Source organism: Marinobacter lutaoensis (genome assembly GCF_001981305.1).
GTDB classification, from domain to species: Bacteria; Pseudomonadota; Gammaproteobacteria; order Pseudomonadales; family Oleiphilaceae; genus Marinobacter; species Marinobacter lutaoensis.
In genome coordinates this window covers 191,116-212,573 of sequence record NZ_MSCW01000004.1, presented here as the reverse complement: position 1 = coordinate 212,573, position 21,458 = coordinate 191,116, and the positions used below count along the sequence as shown (strand labels likewise).

Sequence of the window (21,458 nt, the reverse complement as noted above, 5' to 3'; positions counted from 1 at the left end):
AGGTTTGGGTCAGAGCAGCGCCGAGAGGCAGAGGACCAGGGAAATGAACAGGGTCAGGATGACCAGCAGCGGCCAGATGAAGGCCAGCCAGCGATCGTAGGACACCCGGCCGATGGCGAGTCCGCCCACCACCACCGCGAAGGTGGGGTTGATCAGATTGACCAGGCCGTTGGCCGACTGATAGGCGGTGACCACCAGTTCCCGCCCGACCCCGGCGAAATCCGCCAGGGGCGCGAGGATGGGCATGGACAGTACCGCCAGGCCGGACGACGACGGCACGAAAAAGCTCATGCCCACCTCGATCCAGAACACCAGGTTGATGAACAGCAGGTTGGACAGGCCACCAACCGACTGTTCCGCCCCGTGCAGAATGGTGTCGGCGATCAGGCCCTGCTCCATGATCACCACGATGCCCCGGGCCAGACCCACCACCAGCGCCACGCCCAGCAGGTCCCGGGCGCCGTCGACGAAGCGGCCGGTCAGTGCCTTCTCGCCCAGGCGGGCCAGCAGCCCAATGACGATGGCGGCACCCAGGAACAGGGCGCTCATGCGCGCCATCCACCAGCCCTGGGACGACACGCCCCAGATCATGATCACGAAAGTCAGGCCGAACACCACCAGCACCAGCTTCTGGGTGGTGCTCAGGCGGGCGTCCGCGAACTCCGCTTCGTGACCCTGCAGGAAGATCCGGCGGTGGGCCTCCCGTTGCCGCGCCACCACCGAACGTTCCGGATCGGCCTTGACCCGGCGGGCGTAGCGCATCACGTAGGCGGCGCAGATCACCAGGCCGCCGATCAGCAGCACGAAGCGGGCCACCAGACCGTCGGTGAAGGGAATGCTGGCGGCGTTGGAGGCGATGACCGTGGCGAACGGGTTGATGGTGGAGCCCAGCACGCCGATGCCCGCGCCGATCAGGATGATGGCGACGCCGGTGACAGCGTCGTAGCCGGCGGAGATCACCACCGGTATCAGGATGGCGTAGAACGCCAGGGTCTCCTCCGCCATGCCGTAGGTGGTGCCGCCGACGGCGAACAGTGCCATCAGGATCGGAATCATCCAGATTTCCCGGCCGGCCATGTGCCGCATGGCGGTCTTGATGCCGGTGTCGATGGCGCCGGTGGCGTTGGTGACCCCCAGAAAGCCGCCCAGGAAGAGCACGAACAGGGCCACGTCGATGGCATTGGCCAAGTAACTGTCCGGATCATAGAAGCCCGCCACCGGCGCCAGCAGGATGTCGGTGAACCCCTGGGGGTTGGCTTCGGTCTCCTGGTAGGTGCCGGGAATGGCCACCTCGCGGCCGACGCTTTCGTTGGTTTCCCGCTGGTACTGGCCCGCCGGAATCACCCAGGTCAGCGCCGCCATCAGGACAATCAGGCCGAACAGAATGGTGTAGGCGGTGGGAAAACGGGAGGCCAGATCCCCCTTGTGTTCCTCCGGAAGGTCCGTTTCGTTGGTCGGGATCATGCCGAGACTCCTTGCCGTGGTTGCCAATAACGAGGACGCATTGGCGGGACGATTGTTTAGCTTTCTTAAGATTTTGAGACTAGTATTCCCAGGGTAGACCAATCGGTATGACGCATTGGCTCTGCTTCCATGAAATGTGCGCATTCATTGACCGGGATCAGTCCCACGGGCTGTTCGATCCGGGTTAAGGTGTTCCGCATACGATTTTTCTTTTCCCGGACAAAGGATTAGGGATTCCCATATGTCGTCGCCCGCCACACGTCTGACCGTGAAACTGCTTGTCGCCTGTGCCCTGGTTGCGGTCATCGCCGGGGCTGCCTGGGTGATTGTCTCCCGCAACGGCGAACTGCCCGACACCATCGCTGTGGGCAACGGCCGGATCGAGGCCACGGAAGTGGACGTCGCCACCCGCATCGCCGGCCGTCTGGACAGCTTCTTCGTCCGGGAGGGTGACCTGATCGACGCCGGAACCGTCGTCGCCCAGATGGACACCGATGAACTGGAAGCGCGCTTGGCGGCGGCCCAGGCCAACCTGGCCCAGGCCGAGGAGAGCAAGCGCTTGGCTGAGGCGGTGGTGGTGCAGCGGGAAAGCGAACGGCGGCTGGCGCGGGCGGAACTGGCCCGCTTCGAGTCGCTGATGGACAAGGGCCATGTGTCCCGGGAGCAGCTGGACCAAGCCCGCACCGCGGCGGAAACCGCCGCCGCCGCCCTGCAGGCGGCGCGGGTGCAGGTGGCCTCCGCCGATGCCGGCATCGAGGCGGCGCGGGCGTCGATCCGACAGATCCAGACCAACATCGACGACAGCCGCCTGGTCAGCCCGGTGGGCGGGCGCGTGCTGTACCGGCTGGCGGAGCCGGGCGAGGTGCTGGCGGCGGGCGGCAAGGTGGCCACCGTGCTGGACGTCAGCGATGTCTACATGACCATCTTCCTGCCCACCGCCGAGGCGGGCAAGGTCCGGGTGGGGGCCGAGGCCCGGATCATTCTGGACGCCCTGCCCGACTACGTGGTCCCCGCCGAGGTGAGCTTCGTCGCCGCCGAGGCGCAGTTCACACCCAAATCGGTGGAAACGCGCACGGAGCGGGAAAAACTGATGTTCCGGGTGCGAATCCGCATCGATCCGGAACTGCTGCGGGCCTACCGGGACCGGGTGAAGACCGGCGTTCCGGGAGAGGCTTACGTGCGGCTGGATGAGCGCCAGCCGTGGCCGGAAGCGCTGCAGGTGGCCCTGCCGGATGCCTGAGATCGTTGCCCGGCTCAAGGATGTCCGGCACGCCTACGGCGATCGTCAGGCCCTGGTCGATATCCAACTGGAGGTGCCGGCCGGCTGCATGGTGGGCCTGATCGGTCCCGACGGCGTCGGCAAATCCACCCTGCTGGGCCTGCTGGCCGGGGCCCGGCGTCTGCAGCATGGGGCGCTGACAGTGCTCGGCGGCGACATGGCGGATGGCCGCTACCGCGGCCAGGTGGCCCCCCGCATCGCCTACATGCCCCAGGGGCTGGGCGGCAACCTTTATCACAGCCTGACGGTGGATGAGAACATCGAGTTCTTCGCCGACCTGTTCGGCCTCATCGGCCCGCGCCGGCGCCAGCAGATCGAACGCCTGCTGCGGGCCACGGGCCTGCTGGCATTCCGGGACCGGCCGGCGGGCAAGCTGTCCGGCGGCATGAAGCAGAAACTGGGGCTGTGCTGTGCCCTGGTCCACAACCCCGATCTGCTGATCCTGGATGAGCCCACCACCGGTGTCGACCCCCTGTCGCGCAAACGCTTCTGGGACCTGATCGCGACCATCCGGGCTCAGCAGCCCGGCATGAGCGTGGTGGTGGCCACCGCCTACATGGAGGAAGCGGAGCGGTTCGACTGGCTGGTGGCCATGGACGAGGGCCGGATTCTGGCCACCGGCTCGCCCCAGGCGTTACGCGAACGGACCGGCAGCGACACCCTGGACGATGCCTTCATCGCCCTGCTGCCGCCGGAACGCCGTGACAGCGGCGCCGACGCCTCGGCGGCCGTCACCGACGCCCTGCCCTGGGCGGCAGACGCGGTGCCGGCCATCGAGGCACACCATCTGACCCAGCGCTTCGGCAACTTCACCGCGGTGCGGGATGTCAGCTTCGCCATCCGCAAGGGCGAGATTTTCGGCTTTCTGGGTTCCAACGGCTGTGGCAAGACCACCACCATGAAAATGCTGACCGGCCTGCTCACCCCCACTGAGGGTGAGGTGTCGCTGTTCGGCGCGCCCCTGGACGCCAAGGATCTGAACACCCGGCAGCGGGTGGGCTACATGTCCCAGTCATTCTCCCTGTACGGCGAACTGACGGTGCGCCAGAACCTGGAACTGCACGCCCGCCTGTTCCGCCTGCCGGAGGCGGAGCTGGCGGACCGGGTGCGGACCCTGGCGGAGCAATTCGACCTCAAGGCGGTCATGGACCGGCCCGCCGGGGCTCTGCCCCTGGGGGTGCGCCAGCGGCTGTCGCTGGCGGTGGCGGTGGTGCACCGGCCAGAACTGCTGATTCTCGACGAGCCCACCTCCGGCGTTGATCCCGCCGCCCGCAACCGGTTCTGGCAGCTGCTGATGCGCCTGTCCCGGGAGGACGGCGTGACCATTTTCATCTCCACCCATTTCATGAACGAGGGCGAGCGCTGCGACCGCATTTCCCTGATGCACGCCGGCGAGGTGCTGACCTGTGATACGCCCGCGGCGCTGATCGAACAGGCCGGCGCGGACCATCTGGAAGGCGCCTTTATGCACACCTTGGAAGCGGTGGACCGGGAGCCGGAGGGCGCCGGCGAGGCCGCCCTGCTGACCGGCGAGAGCGCCTCCGGGCCCGGCCGGGGCTTCAGCTGGCGGCGCCTGTGGGCCTATGGCCGCCGGGAGACCCGGGAACTGCTGCGCGACCCAATCCGGATGGCCTTCGCCTTTGTCGGCTCGGCCCTGCTGATGCTGATTCTCGGCTACGGCATCACCATGGATGTGGAAAACCTGCCGTTCGCCGTGCTGGACCAGGATCAGACCCCCCAAAGCCGTGATTACATCGCCGCGGTTTCCGGCTCCCGCTACTTTGTCGAACGGGCGCCGGTACAGACCATGGCCGAGCTGGAGACGCGCATGGAATCCGGGGAGCTCAGCCTGGTGTTCGTGATACCGCCCGGTTTCGGCGAGAACGTGAAGCGGGGCCGGGACACCGAACTGGCGGTCTGGATCGACGGCGCCATGCCGTTCCGGGGCGAGACCATGCTCGGCTATGTCCAGGGATTGCACCTGAACTACCTGCAGGCGCTGGCGTTACGGACCTACGGCGTGGTCCCCACCCTGAGTCTGGCGTCGGTGCAGGACCGCTACCGCTACAACCAGGATTTCCGCAGCATCGACGCGATGGTGCCGGCGGTGATCCCGATCCTGTTGATCTTTATCCCCGCCATTCTGATGGCCCTGGGGATTGTCCGGGAGAAGGAGCTGGGTTCCATCACCAACCTGTACGTCACCCCGGTGACGCGACTGGAGTTTCTGCTGGGCAAGCAGTTGCCTTACATCGGCTTCAGCATGGTCAGTTACGGCAGCCTGGTGCTGCTGGCGCTGCTGGTGTTCGAGGTGCCCATCAAGGGCGGCGTGCTGGCGCTGACCCTGGGTGCGCTGCTCTATGTCACCGCCACCACCGGTCTGGGCCAGGTGATCTCGGCGTTCGCCTCGACCCAGATCGCGGCGCTGGCGGCCACCGCCATCCTCACCATTCTGCCGACCGTGCAGTTCTCCGGGCTGACCGAGCCGGTGTCGTCGCTGGACGGGCCCTCGGCTCTGATCGGCCAGGTCTGGCCGGCGACCTGGTTCTTGCAGATCAGTCGGGGAGTGTTCACCAAGGGCCTATATCTGCACGACCTGCAGTCCGCCTTCCTGATCCTGGCGGCGTTCATCCCGGTGCTGACCCTGATGTCCGTGCTGCTGCTGCGTAAACAGGGACGGTGAGCCATGACGACACGCAAACGAAACGCCATCGCCAGCATCTGGCACCTCGGGGTCAAGGAACTGCGCAGTCTGTGGCGTGACAAGGTGCTGCTGGTGTTCGTCGCGGTGGCCTTCTCGCTGATGGTCTACGCCGCCGGCTCGGCCGGCTCCCTGGAATTGAACAACGCGCCGATCGCGGTGGTGGACCAGGACCAGACGGTGCTGTCCGGCCGTCTGATCAATGCCTTCCAGCCGCCCTGGTTCCAGACGCCGGCGCTGATCGGCTTCGAGCAGGTGGACGAGCTGCTGGACAAGGGTCTGTACACCTTTGCCTTGGTTATCCCCGATGGGTTCGAACGGGACATCCGGGAAGGCCGGGTCACGGACCTGCAGCTGAACATCGACGCCACCCGCATGACCCAGGCGTTCATCGGCGCCAACTACATCCAGAGCTATGTGACCACCGAGGTGGCGGAGTTCCTGGAGCCGGGCAGCTCGGCCTCGACTCTGCCGATCAACCTGGTGACCCGGGTCAGCTTCAATCCCAATCTGGATGGCACCTGGTTCGGGGGCGTGATGGAGTTGATTACCGAGATCACCCTGATCAGCATCATCCTGTCCGGCGCGGCTCTGATCCGGGAGCGGGAGCACGGCACCATCGAACACCTGATGGTGATGCCGCTGCGGCCGTTTGAAATCATGGCCGCCAAGGTGTGGGCCAATGGCCTGGTGGTGATGCTGGCGGCCACCCTGTCGGTGACCCTGGTGATCCGGTACGGCCTGCAGGTGCCCATTCGCGGCTCCGTGCTGCTGTTCCTGAGCGGAGCCCTGATCCACCTGTTTTCCACCACCGCCATCGGCATCCTGATCGGCACCGTGGCCCGAACCATGCCGCAGTTCGGTTTGCTGCTGATCCTCACCATCCTGCCACTGCAACTGTTGTCCGGCGGCATCACCCCGCGCGAGAGCATGCCGGAACTGGTGCAGGACCTGATGCTGGCGGCACCCACCACGCATTTCGTCAGCATGGCCCAAGCCATCCTCTACCGGGGGGCCGGCCTCGAGGTGGTGTGGCCGCAGATGCTGGCGCTGGCGGCGATTGGCACGGTGTTCTTCGGTGCCGCCCTGGCGCTGTTCCGGCGCCACCTGTCGGTCTAACCGGTCAGGCGGGCTTTTCCGGGCGTCGCCACAGCCAGATCAGCAGCAGGCCAAGCAGCGGCGGAATGCTCCACTTCAGCCAGGCCACGTCGGTGCCGACGCAAAGGATGACAATGCTGACCAGAATGGACCCGGTGGCCAACCACTTGGCGCGGCGCGGCACGATGCCGTGGCTGCGCCACTGGACGATCACCGGGCCGTAGCGCGGGTGGCCGAGCAGCCAGTCGTGCAACCCCGGCCAGCCGTGACCGGCGGCCCAGGCCCCCAGCAGCAGGAACACCGTGGTCGGCATCACCGGCAGCACCGCGCCGACGAGGCCGAGGGCCACGAACACGGCGGCCAGCAGGCGCCAACCCAGCTGTTTCATGAGCGTCCCTCGCAATCGATGTTTGGTCGATCCCATTCTGGAGACAGTTCACGGGATGCGCAGTCCGGAGTCAAGAGCTTCGGAGGCGACGCCATGCGTGGGGAACGGGGACTTGGCTGCAACAGCCGGAAACGGGGGAAACGAGTGATACGGGAAGGAAATGGTCGGCGTGGCAGGATTCGAACCTGCGACCCCTTCGTCCCGAACGAAGTGCGCTACCAGGCTGCGCCACACGCCGAACAACGGCCGGTATTATACGGATTCCTTGGGTTTTGGCTACCCCCCGAAGGGGGTTTTTTCACTCAGGTCTCCGCAACCGGCCGTGGCACCGGGGTCAGCCCCCGGTGGGCAACAGGGAAATGTCCGCGACCCGCAGGAACAGGTTGCGCAGACGGTTGAGCAGGGCCAGGCGGTTGCGCCGCACCGCGTCGTCCTCGGCCATCACCATGACCTGGTCGAAGAAGGTGTCCACCGGCGCCCTCAGGCCGGCCAGGGCGGTCAGGGCGCTGGCGTAGTCACCCTGGTCGAACAGTGGGCCCACCTGGGCCGAGAGTTCGTCCACCTTGGCGGCGAGGGCCTTCTCGGCGGCGTCCTGCAGGCGGCCGGTGTCGACGCTTTCGGGAACGTCGTCACCGCCCTGCTTGGTGAGGATGTTGGACACCCGCTTGTTGGCGGCGGCCAGGGCCTGGGCCTCCGGCAGCTGGCGGAAGGCCTCGACCGCCTTCACCCGGCGATCGAAGTCCAGCGGCCGGGTCGGCCGGCGGGCATGCACCGCCAGGTACACCTCGGCGCCGATGCCCTGTTCCTCGTAGTGGGCGCGGAAACGCTCCAGCATGTAGTCCACCACGGTGTCCGCCACCCGGGTTTCGGTGAGCACGGTGAAGTTCTGCTCGGCCCATTCGCACAGGGTCTGCAGATCCAGCGGCAGCTGCCGCTCGATGATGATGCGCAGCACACCCAGGGCGGCCCGGCGCAGCGCGAACGGGTCGCGGGTGCCGGAAGGCGGCTGGTTGATGCCGAACAGGCCCACCAGCGAGTCGATCCGGTCGGCAATGGCCACGGCGCAGCCGGTCGGGGTGGTGGGCAGGTCGTCACCGGCGAAGCGCGGCATGTACTGCTCGTTCAGCGCCTGGGCCACCTCTTCCGGTTCGCCGTCGTGGCGTGCGTAGTACTGGCCCATGATGCCCTGCAGCTCGGTGAACTCCAGCACCATCTCGGTGACCAGATCGGTCTTGGCCAGGCGCGCCGCCCGTTCGGCCAGGGCCGGGTCGCTGCCGATGGCCTCGGCGATCCGGCGGGCCAGCGCCGCCACCCGCATGGACTTGTCGTACAGGCTGCCCAGTTTCTCCTGGAACACGATCGGCTTGAGCGCGTCGACGCGGTCTTCCAGCCGGGTCTTGCGGTCGGTTTCGTAGAAGAACGCGGCGTCGGACAGACGCGGGCGAATCACTTTCTCGTTGCCGGCGATGACCTGGGCCGGGTCCTTGCTCTCGATGTTGGCGACGGTGATGAACAGCGGCAGCATGCGCCCGTCCCGGTCCACCACGTGGAAGTATTTCTGGTGCTCCTTCATGGAGGAGATCAGAGCCTCCGGCGGCACCGCCAGGAAGCGTTCCTCGAACCGGCCCATCAGCGGCACCGGCCACTCGTTCAGGGCGGTAACCTCGTCCAGCAGGTCCTCGTCGATCACCGCGCGACCGCCGGTTTCCCGCTCCGCCAGGGCTTCCACACCGGCGCGGATCTGCTCGCGGCGCTCGGCGAAATCGGCCAGCACATGGCCTTCCTGCTTGAGCACCACCTCGTAGTCGTTCGGGGTCGGCACGATCAGCGGTTCCGGGCAGTGGAAACGATGGCCCCGGGTCTTGTTGCCGGGGGTCAGGCCCATGATCGGGGTGTTGATGACTTGGTTACCGTACAGCAGCACCACCCAGTGCACCGGGCGCACGAACTCGGTACGGTAGGCGCCCCAGCGCATGCGCTTGGGAATGGGCAGCGCCGCCAGCGCCTGCTCCACCAGCTGCGGCAGCAGGTCGACCGTGGCCTTGCCCTGCTCGACGGTACGGTAGACCAGCCAGGCCCCCTTATCGGTTTCCAGGGTGTCCAGCTGGTCCGGGGTCACACCCAGGGAGTTGGCGAAGCCGGTCAGGGCGCGGGTCGGGTTACCGGCGTCGTCGAACGCGGCCTTGACCGCCGGGCCACGTTTTTCCACCGGCTTGTCCGGCTGGGCGTCGGCCAGGTCGCGGACCCGCACCGCCAGCCGGCGGGGGGCGGCGAAGGCCTCAACCCGACCAAAGTCCAGGCCGGCGTCCTTCAGACCCTGGGCGATGCCCTGGGTGAAGGCGTCGGACAGTGGTTTGAGGGCCTTCGGAGGCAGCTCCTCGGTGCCCAGTTCGACCAGAAAATCCTGTGTTGCCATGGTTATGCGTTCCCCTGTTCCTGCGCTGCCGTGTTCGGTTTCTTGCCCTTCTTGCCGTTGGCCTTGGCCTCGGCGGCCGCGGTGGCGGCCAGGACTTCCTCGCGCAGGGCCTCCGGCGCCAGCGGGAAGCCCAGCTTGCGCCGGCTTTCGAAGTAGGCCTGGGCCACCGACCGGGCCAGGGTGCGGACCCGCAGGATAAAACGCTGGCGCTCGGTCACGGAGATGGCGTGCCGGGCGTCCAGCAGGTTGAAGGTGTGGGAGGCTTTCAGTACCTGCTCATAGGCCGGCAGTGGCAGGCCGGCGTCGATCAGGCGGGCACTTTCCCGCTCATACACGTCGAAGCAGTGGAACAGGAAGTCGGTGTCGGCCTGCTCGAAGTTGTAGGCGGACATCTCCACCTCGTTCTGGTGGAACACGTCGCCGTAGGTGACCACGCCGTCCGGGCCGTCGGTCCAGACCAAGTCATAGACGCTGTCCACGCCCTGCAGGTACATGGCGATACGCTCCAGCCCGTAGGTCAGTTCGCCGGTGACTGGATAGCATTCCAGGCCGCCCACCTGTTGGAAGTAGGTGAACTGGGTCACTTCCATGCCGTTGAGCCAGATTTCCCAGCCCAGACCCCAGGCGCCCAGGGTGGGTGATTCCCAGTTGTCCTCGACGAAGCGGATGTCGTGGACCAGCGGGTCCAGGCCCAGAGCCCGGAGGGAATCGAGGTAGAGCTCCTGAATGTTGTCCGGGGACGGCTTGAGCACGACCTGGAACTGGTAGTAATGCTGCAGACGGTTGGGGTTTTCCCCGTAGCGGCCGTCGGTGGGACGGCGGCTGGGCTGAACATAGGCCGCGTTCCAGGTTTCCGGCCCGATGGCCCGCAGGAAGGTGGCCGGGTGGAAGGTGCCGGCGCCCACTTCCATGTCCAGGGGCTGGAGGACCACGCAGCCGTGCTGCGCCCAGAAGTTCTGCAGAGCCAGGATCAGACCCTGGAAGGTCTTGATATCCGGTGCGGGAGTGTTCGTTGCCTTGTCTGTCACGACGTTTGCCTGCTGAGTCAGTCTGTGTGTGGTGTCCCGTTCACCCGCCGGGACACGCCAAAGGAAGGCGCATTATACGCGCGCTTTCGCTGCATTTCTAAGCACCGCCCAGGTGGTTGTTTTCACGGTCAGAAGAAGGTCAGTCCCACCTGGAACAGCTTCTCCACGTCCCGGACCCGGGACTTGTCCACCAGGAACAGGATGACGTGATCGTCCGGTTGTACCCGCAGGTGGTCGTGGGCGATCAGCACCTCGTTGTGGCGCACGATGGCGCCGATGGTGGTGCCTTCCGGCAGGTTGATCTCGTCCAGCCGGCGCCCCACCACCTTCGACGAGCGGTGGTCGCCGTGGGCGATGGCTTCGATGGCCTCCGCGGCGCCCCGGCGCAGTGAGTACACATTGACCACGTCGCCCCGGCGAACGTGGGTGAGCAGGCTGCCGATGGTGGTCTGCTGGGGTGAGATGGCGACATCGATCTCGCCACCCTGGATCAGGTCCACATAGTCGGGGTTGTTGATCAGGGTGAGCACCTTGCGCGCGCCCAGGCGCTTGGCCAGCAGCGAGGCCATGATGTTGGCTTCGTCGTCGTTGGTGACCGCGCAGAACACGTCGGTGTTCTCGATGTTTTCCTCCAGCAGGATGTCCTTGTTGGCGGCATCCCCTTCCAGCACCACGGTCTTGCGCAGGTTTTCCGACAGGGTCACGCAGCGGTCGTGGTCCCGTTCCAGCAGCTTGACGTGGTAGCGACTTTCCAGGGTGTTGGCCAGTCGATGGCCGATGTTGCCACCGCCGCAGATGAAGATGCGTTTGTAAGGCTTCTCCAGCGGTTGCAGCTCGCTCATGACCGAGCGGATGTGGTCGGTGGCGGCGATGAAGAACACCTCGTCGCCGTCCTCAATCACGGTATCGCCCTGGGGCATGATGGCGCGGTCCTTGCGGAAGATGGCGGCGACCCGGGTATCGATGCGGGGCATGTGGTTGCGCAGGTAGGACAGTTCGTGGCCCACCAGCGGGCCACCCTTGGTGGCCTGGATCGCCACCAGCCGCGCCAGCCCCTTGGAAAACTCCAGTACTTGCAGCGCGCCGGGGTATTCGATCAGCCGGGTGATGTGCTTGGTGACCAAGTGCTCGGGGCTGATCAGTACGTCGATGGGGAAGCCGCCCGGGCTGTCCGAGTCCTTGTTGGCGAACAGTTCCGGCTTGGCCAGATAGGCGTTGGCGCGCACCCGGCAGATGGTGGTCGGAGTCTTGTACAGCAGCTTCGAGACCTGGCAGGCCACCATGTTGGTCTCGTCGCTGTTGGTGACGGCGATGACCATGTCCGCGTCCGGCGCGCCGGCGGCGCGCAGGATGGTGGGGTAGGAGGCCTTGCCCTGTACGGTACGGATGTCGAGGCGGTCCTGAAGCTCCCGGAGCCGGGCTCCGTCGCTGTCAATCACGGTGATGTCGTTGGCTTCGTTGGCCAGGTTTTCGGCCAGGGTGCCGCCGACCTGGCCGGCGCCGAGAATCAGGATCTTCATGGTCGGGGTTTCTCCAGTACCGCGTAGAAGAAGCCGTCGTGGCTGTTCGGGTTGGGCAGCAGTTGCCGGCCGGCGCCGGTATCCAGGCCCCAGTCGACGGCGGGCTCGAGCAGACGTGCCTCCGGAGACTGGGTGCGGAATCGCTGAATTATACGGTGGTTTTCCTGCGGGAACACCGAACAGGTGGCGTACACCAGGCGTCCACCCGGGGCCAGCAGGGACCACATGGCCTGCAGCAGGCCCAGCTGGATACCGGCCAGGGGCACGATGTCCGATTCCCGGCGCAGCAGCTTGATGTCCGGGTGCCGGCGAATCACGCCGGTGGCGCTGCAGGGCACGTCCAGCAGGATGCGATCGAAGGGGCGCCCGTCCCACCAGCGTTCCAGATCGGCGGCGTCGGCCTGAATCAGGGTGGCGTCCAGGTCCAGCCGCGCCAAGTTGTCCTCAATCCGGGGCAGCCGCTCGGCGGACTCGTCGATGGCCACCACGTCGGCCAGTGCCGGGCAGGCTTCGAGGATGGCGCAGGTCTTGCCGCCGGGGGCGGCGCAGGCGTCCAGTACCCGTTGCCCCGGCGCCAGGTCCAGCAGGCCGGTGCATAACTGGGCGGCTTCGTCCTGGACGCTGACAGCGCCGTCGGCAAAGCCGGGCAGCCGCTCCACCGGTACCGGTTGCACCAGCTGGATGCCCATGGTGGCGAAGCGGGTGGCTTCGGCGTCGATGCCGGCCCGCGCCAGTTCGGCCAGGTAGTCCTCCCGGCGATACCGGCGGGCATTGACCCTCAGGGTCATGGGGGCCTGGATGTTGTTGGCGTCGAGGATGGTGGTCCAGTGGCCGGGCCAGTTGTGGCGCAGTTTGGCCACCATCCAGTCCGGGTGGCTGAAGCGGGCCGCGTCGTCCCGGGGGGCCGGCGCGCCCTCCCTTTCGGCGGCCCGCAGCACGCCGTTGACCAGGCCGGCCAGGTGCGGCTTGCCCAGCTCCCGGCAGGCGTCCACCGATTCGTTGAGGATGGCGTAACGGGCCTGCTCGCTGAAACGCAGTTGGAACAACGCCAGCAGCATCAGGTGATGGATGATCCGGTCGTGTTTGCGCAGGGGCCGGCGCAGCCGGCCGCGCAGTTCGTCGTCGAGCCGGTGGAACCAGCGGCAGGCACCGTAACACAGGGCCTGCAGCGCGGGTCGGGTATCCGGTGCCAGCCGTGCCAGCGCCGGCGGCAGGCATTGGGACAGGGACTGGCCCTGCTCCACCGCCAGCAGGACGGTGGCGGCCAGTGCGCGCAGGGACCGGGCGTCGGTGCTCATGTCAGCGCAACTCCTGGCCGGGCAGCAGCAGGGGCTTGCCGCCGTTGATCAGGTCGTTGACCGACTGGGCCCGGGCGCCGGGCAGCTGCAGCCGGGTGATGCGCAGGGCGTCCTCGCCGCAGGCCACGTCGATGCCGTCCCGCTCCCGGCGCAGGACGGTGCCGGGGGTACCGGTGCCGGGCACCACGTGGGCTTGGTGCAGCCGGAGGCGCTGGCCGTCCAGCTCGGTGTAGGTGCCGGGCCAGGGGTCGAATGCCCGGATCTGCCGCTCGATCACCTCGGCCGGCTGGTGCCAGTCGATGTGCCCTTCGTCCTTGGTCAGCTTGTGGGCGTAACAAGCCTCCTCGTGCCGCTGGGGTTCGCCGGCCAGGCGCCCCTGTTCCAGCCGGGTCAGCGCCTCGACGATGGCTTCGCCGCCGAGCCGGGCCAACCGGTCGTGCAGGCGGCCGCCGGTGTCGTCGGCCTGGATTGGGGTGGCCTTCTTCAGCAGCATAGCGCCGGTGTCCAGGCCTTCGTCCATCTGCATGATGGTGATGCCGGTCTCGGTATCGCCGGCGGCGATGGCGCGCTGGATCGGCGCCGCGCCGCGCCAGCGGGGCAGCAGCGAGGCGTGGATGTTGAGGCAGCCGTGACGGGGCAGGTCCAGTACCGCCTTGGGCAGGATCAGACCGTAGGCCGCCACCACCATGACGTCAGCGGCCAGGCCGGCCAGCGTCTGCTGGGCATCGGCGGTTTTCAGGGTGTCCGGCTGGAACACCGGCAGGCCGGCGTCGAGCGCCACCTGCTTCACCGGGCTTGGGGTCGGCTTGCGGCCCCGGCCGGCCGGCCGGTCGGGTTGGGTGTAGACGGCAATCAGCTCATGGTGCGTGGCCAGCAGGGCCTGGAGGGCGGTGGCGGCAAAATCGGGGGTGCCGGCAAATACGATTCGCACAGTGTTAACGTCTCTGTTCCGGTTTGCAGACGAAAAGACCGGGCCTTTGCCCGGTCCAGGTTCCATTCGGTTCGGCCCGTCCCTGACGGATCAGGCGCTCTTGCGGTGCAGCTTTTCCAGCTTTTTCTTGATCCGGTTGCGCTTGAGAGCGCTGAGGTAGTCGACAAAAAGCTTGCCGTTGAGGTGGTCCATCTCATGCTGGATGCACACCGCCAGCAGGCCTCGGGCTTCCAGTTCGAACGGCTGGCCGTCCCGGTCCAGGGCGCGGATCCGGCAGTGCTCAATGCGCTCCACGTCCTCGTAGAAACCGGGTACGGACAGGCAGCCTTCCTGCATGGCTTCCGGCTCGCCGTCGAGAATCTCGACTTCCGGGTTGATGAACACCCGGGGCTCGCTTTTGTCCTCGGACAGGTCCATGACGATGATCTGCTTGTGGACGTTGACCTGGGTGGCTGCCAAGCCGATGCCCTTGGCATCGTACATGGTCTCGAACATGTCGTCGATCAGCTTCCGGATGTCGTCCGTCACCGCCTCCACCGGTTGGGCGATGGTGCGCAGGCGCGGGTCCGGGTATTCGAGGATCTCTAGTATCATAAGCGTTGCGTATATGCCCTGTTGAAACGGTGCCCGGTGCGTCGCTGTTTTCTTTTATGTAACCGTGTGAATGCGATCGCTGAAATGCGGCGGCAGACCGAGCAAATTGGCGCTATTATCCCTCAATTCGCCGATTGAGTACAAACTGACCAGTTGATAGAGAAAATCTTTCAGCGGCGTCAATAGAATCCACTGGAAGAACAAAAGATAACATCACAATTTCCGAGACTTCTTCTATAGTAACAGGAATAACATCGTAATAAGCTGCAGGAATCCGGCTGCATCCCAACCGAATGCAATGACCCAAGGCACGCGATCAAGGACTTAGACAATGAGGAAACTGCTGTACGCTCTGGCAGTCACCATGCTGCTGTTCACTTCCTGGGCCCAGGCTCAACCCGAGCTCCGGCCGGGCCATCCCGAGCGTTACACTGTCGTCAAGGGGGACACCCTGTGGGACATCTCGGCGCGCTTCCTGAACAACCCCTGGTACTGGCCGGAAATCTGGCATGTGAACCCCCAGGTGGCCAACCCCCATCTGATCTATCCCGGTGATCGCCTGGCCCTGGTCTACATTGATGGTCAGCCCCGCATCACCAAGGTGGCCAGCAGCGACGTGGTGAAACTGTCGCCCCAGGTCCGCTCCGAACCAATCGACACGCCGATTCCCGCCATTCCGCTCGATGCCATTGCCAGTTTCCTCACCGACACCCGCATCGTGACCCCGGAGGAGATCGAGGGCGCGCCCTACGTGCTGGAAGGCGAGGACAGCCGCATCATCACCGGTGCCGGCGACCGCATCTACGCCCGGGGTGAGAAACCGGCGGACAAGGTCGGGATCTTCCGTCGCACCCAGGAGTTCCGGGACCCGGATACCGGCGAATTTCTGGGCCTGGAGGCACGCAGCATCGGCACCGGCCGGGTCACCGCCGAGAACGGCGACGTGCTGACCCTGGAGCTGACCGCCTCAAACCAGGAAATCCGCATCGGTGACCGTCTGCTGGCCAGTGTCGACCGGCCGATCGCCACAAGTTTCGTGCCCAGTGCGCCGGAGCAGGAGGTCGAGGGCAAGATGATCGCGGTGGACGGAGGGGTCAGCCAGATCGGTCAGTTCAACGTGGTGGCCCTCAACCGCGGAGCCCGGGACGGGCTCGAACCGGGCAACGTCATGGCGGTGCTGCGCAGCGGCAACCTGGTGCGTGATCCGGTGACTGGAGAAACCATCGAGCTGCCGTCCGAGCGTGCCGGCCTGCTGATGGTATTCAAGACCTATGAAAAAATGAGCTATGGCCTGATCCTACAGGCGACCCGCCCCCTGGCCGTGGGCGACAAGGTCACCAATCCCTGAGGATACCCGGCCCTCGGATGGAACTCGGCCGGGCGGGAATGCCCGGCCTCGCGTTGCTCAAGGACGAGACTGCCGTGCACGAACTGTGGACCGGAGCCGACCCCGGCTCGCCCCCCTGCCCTCCCTTTGATGCCCCCGCCGCGCCCTGGCTGCTGCTGGCTGAACTGCCCCGGTTCGGTGTCCGTGCCCGGGAGGCGGCCAGATCGCTGGTCGACCGCCTGGACCGGCTGGTGCAGGTGGATCCGCAACGGCTGCGGGAGCTCGGCCTGGCCCGCGAAACCCTGGCCGGTATACAGGCTTGGCGCCGGATGGACATCGGCCATCCGGTGATGGGCCGGGTCGCGGCCATCCTGGAGGCCTGCCGGCACCAGGACATCGCCCTGGTGCCCTGGACCGACGAACGCTACCCGGAGGCGTTGCGCCACATTCCCGACGCCCCCCTGGTGCTTTACGCCAGGGGCGATCCCGCCCTGCTGACCCGGGACCAGATCGGCATCGTCGGCAGCCGCCACGCGACCCGGGCAGGGCTGGCGCATGCCCGCCAGTTCGCGGCGGAACTGAGCCGCCAGGGCCTGCTGGTCACCAGCGGACTGGCTCTGGGCATCGACGGCGCCGCTCACGCCGGTGCCCTGGACGCCGGCTGTCCGACCGTGGCGGTGATCGGCTGTGGACTGGACCGGTGCTATCCGCGTCAGCATGAGGCCCTGGGCCGCCGGGTAGTGGCCGGCGGCGTACTGGTTTCCGAGTATCCGCCTGGAACCCCCGCCCGGGCCGGCCACTTTCCCCAGCGCAACCGCATCATCAGCGGCCTGTCGCGGGGCGTGCTGGTGGTCGAGGCGGGCTTGCGCAGCGGCTCGCTGATCACCGCGCGACTGGCGCTGGAGCAGGGACGCGAAGTGTTTGCCATTCCCGGCTCGATTCACAGTCCGGTGGCGCGCGGCTGCCACCAGCTGATCAAGCAGGGCGCGCGCCTGGTGGAAACCGTCGACGATGTGCTGGAGGAGCTGGCCGGGTGGTGGTCGCCGCCGGTGGTGTCGACCCGGCAGCCCTCGCCGGCGCCGGACCGGCCCGACCTGTCGGGTCTGGAGCAACGGGAAATCGCGGTGTTCGAGGCATTAGGGTATGATCCGGTTTCGACCGACGCACTGGCCCTGGCCACCGGCCTGCCGGCGGATCAACTGATGCAGGCCCTGCTGTTGCTGGAGTTACAGGGCCTGGCCGGTTCCGCGCCCGGTGGCTATCTGCGACTGGCCTGAGTCGGTGCCCTGATTCCACGCATTCTGATTCGATGAAACAGTCATGGCTCTGATCTCTCCCATCAGTGATTGGCATTTGTCCCTTGCCCGCCAGGTGATCCACACCGGTGGCGTGATCGCCTACCCCACCGAGGCGGTCTGGGGACTGGGCTGCAACCCCTGGGACCGGCAGGCGGTGGAACGCATCCTGGAACTGAAGCAGCGCCCGGTCGAGAAGGGCGTCATTCTGGTGGCCGCCTCGGTGGACCAGATCCGTTTCCTGCTCGATCCCCTGCCTCCGGAGCTGCAGCGCGAGGCTGCGCGCCACTGGCCGGGCCCGGTGACCTGCCTGCTGCCCGATGTCCGGGAACAGGTGCCGGCGTGGGTGCGCGGCCAGCACCGCTCCATCGCGGTGCGGGTCAGCGCCCACCCCGGCGTGCGGGCCCTGTGCGAGGCCGCTGGCATGCCACTGGTGTCCACCTCCTGCAACCCGGCCGGCCGCCCGCCCGCGCGCCAGCCCTGGCACGTGCGCCGCTACTTCGGCGATCAGCTGGATCTGATTCTGCCGGGCCGCTTGGGGGGTAACCGGAATCCCAGCCGCATCATCGACATTGTCACCGGTCAACAGCTTCGATAGGAGTTTGCCATGTCACAGCAACCCGATAGCGGGGCCGTCAAGTCCTACCTGTTGGACCTGCAGGCACGCATCTGCCAGCGCCTGGAAGCCCTGGATGGCGACGCCCGATTTCTCCGCGACGCCTGGGCGCGCCCCGAAGGCGGTGGCGGCATTAGCCGGGTGATTTCGGAGGGGCGCGTCTTCGAAAAGGGGGGGGTGAACTTTTCCCACGTCATGGGCGATGCCATGCCCGCCTCCGCCACTGCCCACCGGCCCCACCTGGCCGGTGCCCCCTGGCAGGCCATGGGGGTCTCCTTGGTGATTCACCCTCGCAATCCCTACGTGCCGACCTCCCACGCCAACGTCCGCTTCTTCATCGCCACCCCCAGGGAGGGCGAGCCGGTGTACTGGTTCGGGGGTGGCTATGACCTGACGCCCTACTACGGCTTCGAGGAGGACTGCGTGTCCTGGCACCGTACCGCCAAGGCGGCCTGCGACCCCTTTGGCGAGACCGTCTACCCGCGCTTCAAGGCCTGGTGCGACGAGTATTTCTACCTGCGCCACCGCCAGGAGCCGCGCGGCGTCGGGGGGCTGTTCTTCGATGACCACAACACCGGCGACTTCGGGCGGGATTTTGCCCTGATGCGGTCGGTGGGCGACAGCTATATTGAAGCGTATGAGCCGATCGTACGGCGCCGGATGGACATGGCCTACGGCGACCGGGAGCGGCAGTTCCAGCTCTACCGCCGGGGCCGCTATGTCGAGTTCAATCTGGTGTATGACCGGGGCACCCTGTTTGGCCTGCAGTCCGGCGGCCGGACCGAATCCATTCTCATGTCGCTGCCGCCCCTGGTGCGGTGGGATTACAACCGGGTGCCGGAACCCGGCACCGAGGAAGCCCGCCTGACCGACCATTTCCTGACCGGTCGGGACTGGCTGGGAGTGTGTGATGAGTCATGACCTGTACGCGGTGGTCGGCCACCCGATCAGCCACAGCAAGTCGCCCAGAATTCACAGCCTGTTTGCCCGGCAGACCGGCCAGGCGGTGGAGTACACCGCGATCCAGGCGCCGCTGGACGGCTTCGCCGACACCGTGCGCCAGTTCTTTGCCCGGGGCGGCAAGGGTCTGAATGTGACCGTGCCGTTCAAGGAAGAGGCTTGGCGCCTGGCGGAACGTCGCACTGCCCGCGCCGAGCTGGCGGGGGCGGCCAATACCCTGTTCCAGGACCCGGACGGCGCCCTGGTGGCCGACAACACCGATGGCGTCGGTTTGGTGCGCGATCTGACCGTGAACCTCGATGTGGCGCTGGGCGGCCGGCGCCTGCTGGTGCTGGGTGCCGGCGGCGCGGTGCGGGGCGTGCTGGGGCCGTTGCTGGCGGAGCGGCCGATGGAACTGGTGATTGCCAACCGCACCCTGGCCAAGGCCGAGGCACTGGCCCGGCTGTTCGCCCGGGAGGCCGACAGCACCCGGCTTGGTGCCTGTGGTTTCGAGACGCCGGCCGCGCCGTTCGATCTGATCATCAATGGCACCAGCGCCAGTCTTCAGGGGGATCTGCCGCCGCTGTCCGCAAATGTGATCGGGGCGGACACCGTGGTCTATGACATGATGTACTCTCTGCAGACCACCACCTTCAACCAGTGGGCCCTGGCGCAGGGGGCAACCCGGGTCCACGACGGACTGGGCATGCTGGTGGAACAGGCCGCGGAATCCTTCCGGGTCTGGCGCGGTGTCCGTCCGGAGACGGCACCGGTCATCGAACAGTTGCGTACCGAGTGAACCCGGGCCGGCCGGGCCCGGAAGCATCCTCGTACAAGGGGTCGTCATGGATATTCTTACGCTCGTAGGGTTGGTGGCCGGGGTGCTGATCGTCGTCCTGGCGATGCTGGCCAACGCCTCCGTCCTCACCTTCCTGAACCTGCCGGGGCTGGCCATCGTCCTGGGCGGAACCTTTGCCGTCACCCTGATCAAGTTCCGGATGCCCTCGGTCATGAGTGCGTTCCGGATGGCGTTCAGTGCCGCGTTCACCGACCGCGTGGACCGCCCCGACGAGCTGATCCGGGAAGTCGGCACCCTGGCCCAGGTGGTTCGCAAGGAGGGAATTCTCGGGCTGGAAAACCACGACACCGCCAACCCGTTCCTGCGCAAGGCCATCAACCTGTGCGTCGATGGCCATCCGCCCGAGCTGGTGGAGGAGGCGCTGGCCCAGGAAATCCAGCAGACCCAGGAACGCTACGAGGTGGCGGAGCGGGTGTTTCGGGGCATCGGCGAGTCGGCTCCGGCGATCGGTATGCTGGGCACTCTGGTGGGACTGGTGCAGATGCTCAACAACCTGGACGACCCCGCATCCATCGGTCCGGCCATGGCCATTGCCCTGCTCACCACCCTCTACGGCGCCTTCATCGCCCAGCTGATGGCCCTGCCGCTGGCGGACAAGCTGCAGCTCAAGGGCGAGGACGAGGTGCGCAACCAGGTGCTGATCACCACCTCGATCCGCAGCATCATGCGTGGCGAGAACCCGCGGGTGATGACGGAGCTGCTGTCATCGTTCGTGACCCCGGAACAACGCAAGCGTCTGATGCCCGAGCGGGAGGCGTGATCCGGTGGACTGGCGCCAGCGGAAAAAGCCCCGGTCGAAGAACCCGACGCCGGACTGGATCGTCACTTTCGCCGACCTGGCGACCCTGCTGCTGACCTTTTTCATCCTGCTGCTGTCGTTTTCCGAGCTGGACGTGGAGAAGTACCGGGCCATGGCCAACTCCATGGCGCTGGCCTTCGGCTCCGGCAACGTGGTGGCCGACGGCGTCGGCGGCTCGCCGCTGACCCTGATCGAATCGGACACGGTTTCCCTGCCCGAACCCACCGATTCCCTGGAGCTGGAGCCCCAGTTCATCGACGAACGCACCGAGGGCGAGGCGCCGACCCAGGTTCCCGCCGGTGTGATCGACCTGGCCAGCCAGCTGATCCAGGCGCTGGAGCCGGAAGTGGCTTCCGGCGCGCTGAGCGTCAACTACGACGAACGGCAGGTGGTGATCCGTTTTTCCGAGGATGCCACCTTCCGTTCCGGTGAAGCGGAGATCAAGCCGGAAATGATTCCCATCATCGAGCGGGTGGTGAAGGTGCTGGCCCACTGTACCGGCGATGTGCTGGTGTCCGGCCACACCGACGACCGCCCCATTGCCAGCAGCCGCTACCGCTCCAACTGGGACCTGTCGGCGGCGCGGGCGGTGTCGGTGGTGCACGAACTGGTGATGACCCGGCAGGTTCCGGCCGAGCGGGTGATCGCCGCCGGCCGCGCCGAGACCAATCCCCTGGTTCCCAACGACACCCCGGAGCACCGGGCGCGCAATCGCCGGGTGGAAATCGCCATCCGCAACCCGAGCTGCGTGGATGCCGGCGAGCTGCCGGTGGAGATCCTGCCCTAGTCGCCGGGCCAGGGGCCTTATGCCCGCCCCGAAGATCCTCATTCGCAATTCATCTAACCCGCCGCCGGAGGCGTCCGTATACTGGGCGCCCTGAATGGACATGGCGCGGCCGCCACCGG

Annotated in this window: 18 protein-coding genes and 1 tRNA gene; 10 read left to right on the top strand and 9 right to left on the bottom strand. The window is 66.6% G+C overall.

Annotated elements, in window-relative coordinates; translation table 11 throughout:
- Positions 1-9 precede the first annotated feature (9 nt).
- Positions 10-1,464 (bottom strand): YfcC family protein, encoded by a 1,455-nt coding sequence (locus BTO32_RS05645; RefSeq protein WP_076723529.1) that lies wholly within the window; start codon positions 1,462-1,464, stop codon positions 10-12.
- Positions 1,465-1,705: 241 nt separating this feature from the next.
- On the opposite strand from BTO32_RS05645, the gene BTO32_RS05640 reads away from it, so the two are divergent.
- From BTO32_RS05640 to BTO32_RS05630, 3 genes are read left to right on the top strand one after another with little or no spacing between them, the layout of a single operon-like run.
- The gene (locus tag BTO32_RS05640) at positions 1,706-2,704 is read left to right on the top strand and encodes an HlyD family secretion protein (RefSeq protein WP_076723527.1); all 999 of its coding nucleotides are present in this window, start codon (positions 1,706-1,708) and stop codon (positions 2,702-2,704) included.
- Positions 2,697-5,426 carry a ribosome-associated ATPase/putative transporter RbbA gene (gene rbbA / locus BTO32_RS05635; RefSeq protein WP_076723525.1) on the top strand — a complete coding sequence of 910 codons (2,730 nt, stop codon included), beginning with the start codon at positions 2,697-2,699 and terminating at the stop codon, positions 5,424-5,426. The genes BTO32_RS05640 and rbbA overlap by 8 nt, the downstream gene beginning before the upstream one ends.
- A 3-nt stretch (positions 5,427-5,429) precedes the next feature.
- Positions 5,430-6,563, top strand: coding sequence for an ABC transporter permease (locus BTO32_RS05630; protein ID WP_076723523.1), 1,134 nt, complete (start codon positions 5,430-5,432; stop codon positions 6,561-6,563).
- A gap of 4 nt (positions 6,564-6,567) precedes the next feature.
- Here the strand turns inward: BTO32_RS05630 and BTO32_RS05625 are convergent, their stop codons facing one another.
- From BTO32_RS05625 to def, 8 genes are all read right to left on the bottom strand, one after another.
- A complete protein-coding gene (locus BTO32_RS05625) occupies positions 6,568-6,930 on the bottom strand; it encodes a YbaN family protein (protein ID WP_076723520.1) in 363 nt (120 codons plus the stop codon).
- 161 nt (positions 6,931-7,091) lie between these two features.
- Positions 7,092-7,168, bottom strand: a tRNA-Pro gene (locus BTO32_RS05620).
- Positions 7,169-7,264: 96 nt separating this feature from the next.
- Complete coding sequence (glyS, locus tag BTO32_RS05615) at positions 7,265-9,346, bottom strand: glycine--tRNA ligase subunit beta (protein ID WP_076723518.1); 2,082 nt, start codon at positions 9,344-9,346, stop codon at positions 7,265-7,267.
- Between the two features lie 2 nt (positions 9,347-9,348).
- Positions 9,349-10,374 carry a glycine--tRNA ligase subunit alpha gene (gene glyQ / locus BTO32_RS05610; protein WP_076723515.1) on the bottom strand — a complete coding sequence of 342 codons (1,026 nt, stop codon included), beginning with the start codon at positions 10,372-10,374 and terminating at the stop codon, positions 9,349-9,351.
- A gap of 128 nt (positions 10,375-10,502) precedes the next feature.
- Positions 10,503-11,894, bottom strand: a complete 1,392-nt coding sequence (gene trkA, locus BTO32_RS05605) for a Trk system potassium transporter TrkA (RefSeq protein WP_076723513.1) — start codon at positions 11,892-11,894, stop codon at positions 10,503-10,505.
- Positions 11,891-13,192 carry a 16S rRNA (cytosine(967)-C(5))-methyltransferase RsmB gene (gene rsmB, locus BTO32_RS05600; RefSeq protein ID WP_076723511.1) on the bottom strand — a complete coding sequence of 434 codons (1,302 nt, stop codon included), beginning with the start codon at positions 13,190-13,192 and terminating at the stop codon, positions 11,891-11,893. Before rsmB ends, trkA begins: the two co-directional genes overlap by 4 nt.
- Before the next feature lies 1 nt (position 13,193).
- Complete coding sequence (fmt, locus tag BTO32_RS05595; protein WP_076723508.1) at positions 13,194-14,123, bottom strand: methionyl-tRNA formyltransferase; 930 nt, start codon at positions 14,121-14,123, stop codon at positions 13,194-13,196.
- A gap of 90 nt (positions 14,124-14,213) precedes the next feature.
- Positions 14,214-14,717, bottom strand: coding sequence for a peptide deformylase (def, locus tag BTO32_RS05590; RefSeq protein WP_076723505.1), 504 nt, complete (start codon positions 14,715-14,717; stop codon positions 14,214-14,216).
- A 331-nt stretch (positions 14,718-15,048) separates the two neighbouring features.
- Between def and BTO32_RS05585 the strand changes: the two genes are divergently transcribed.
- The 7 genes from BTO32_RS05585 to tssL are packed head-to-tail and all read left to right on the top strand — an operon-like array spanning position 15,049 to position 21,339.
- Positions 15,049-16,065 carry a LysM peptidoglycan-binding domain-containing protein gene (locus BTO32_RS05585; RefSeq protein ID WP_076723502.1) on the top strand — a complete coding sequence of 339 codons (1,017 nt, stop codon included), beginning with the start codon at positions 15,049-15,051 and terminating at the stop codon, positions 16,063-16,065.
- Positions 16,066-16,082: 17 nt separating this feature from the next.
- The gene (dprA, locus tag BTO32_RS05580) at positions 16,083-17,321 is read left to right on the top strand and encodes a DNA-processing protein DprA (RefSeq protein ID WP_245820279.1); all 1,239 of its coding nucleotides are present in this window, start codon (positions 16,083-16,085) and stop codon (positions 17,319-17,321) included.
- 43 nt (positions 17,322-17,364) lie between these two features.
- Positions 17,365-17,937 (top strand): L-threonylcarbamoyladenylate synthase type 1 TsaC, encoded by a 573-nt coding sequence (gene tsaC / locus BTO32_RS05575; protein WP_076723499.1) that lies wholly within the window; start codon positions 17,365-17,367, stop codon positions 17,935-17,937.
- Positions 17,938-17,946: 9 nt separating this feature from the next.
- A complete protein-coding gene (gene hemF / locus BTO32_RS05570; RefSeq protein WP_076723496.1) occupies positions 17,947-18,876 on the top strand; it encodes an oxygen-dependent coproporphyrinogen oxidase in 930 nt (309 codons plus the stop codon).
- The gene (gene aroE, locus BTO32_RS05565; RefSeq protein WP_076723494.1) at positions 18,866-19,693 is read left to right on the top strand and encodes a shikimate dehydrogenase; all 828 of its coding nucleotides are present in this window, start codon (positions 18,866-18,868) and stop codon (positions 19,691-19,693) included. The genes hemF and aroE overlap by 11 nt, the downstream gene beginning before the upstream one ends.
- 46 nt (positions 19,694-19,739) lie before the next feature.
- Positions 19,740-20,513, top strand: a complete 774-nt coding sequence (locus tag BTO32_RS05560; RefSeq protein ID WP_076723491.1) for a motility protein A — start codon at positions 19,740-19,742, stop codon at positions 20,511-20,513.
- A 4-nt stretch (positions 20,514-20,517) separates the two neighbouring features.
- The gene (tssL, locus tag BTO32_RS05555) at positions 20,518-21,339 is read left to right on the top strand and encodes a type VI secretion system protein TssL, long form (protein ID WP_076723489.1); all 822 of its coding nucleotides are present in this window, start codon (positions 20,518-20,520) and stop codon (positions 21,337-21,339) included.
- Positions 21,340-21,458 lie beyond the last annotated feature (119 nt).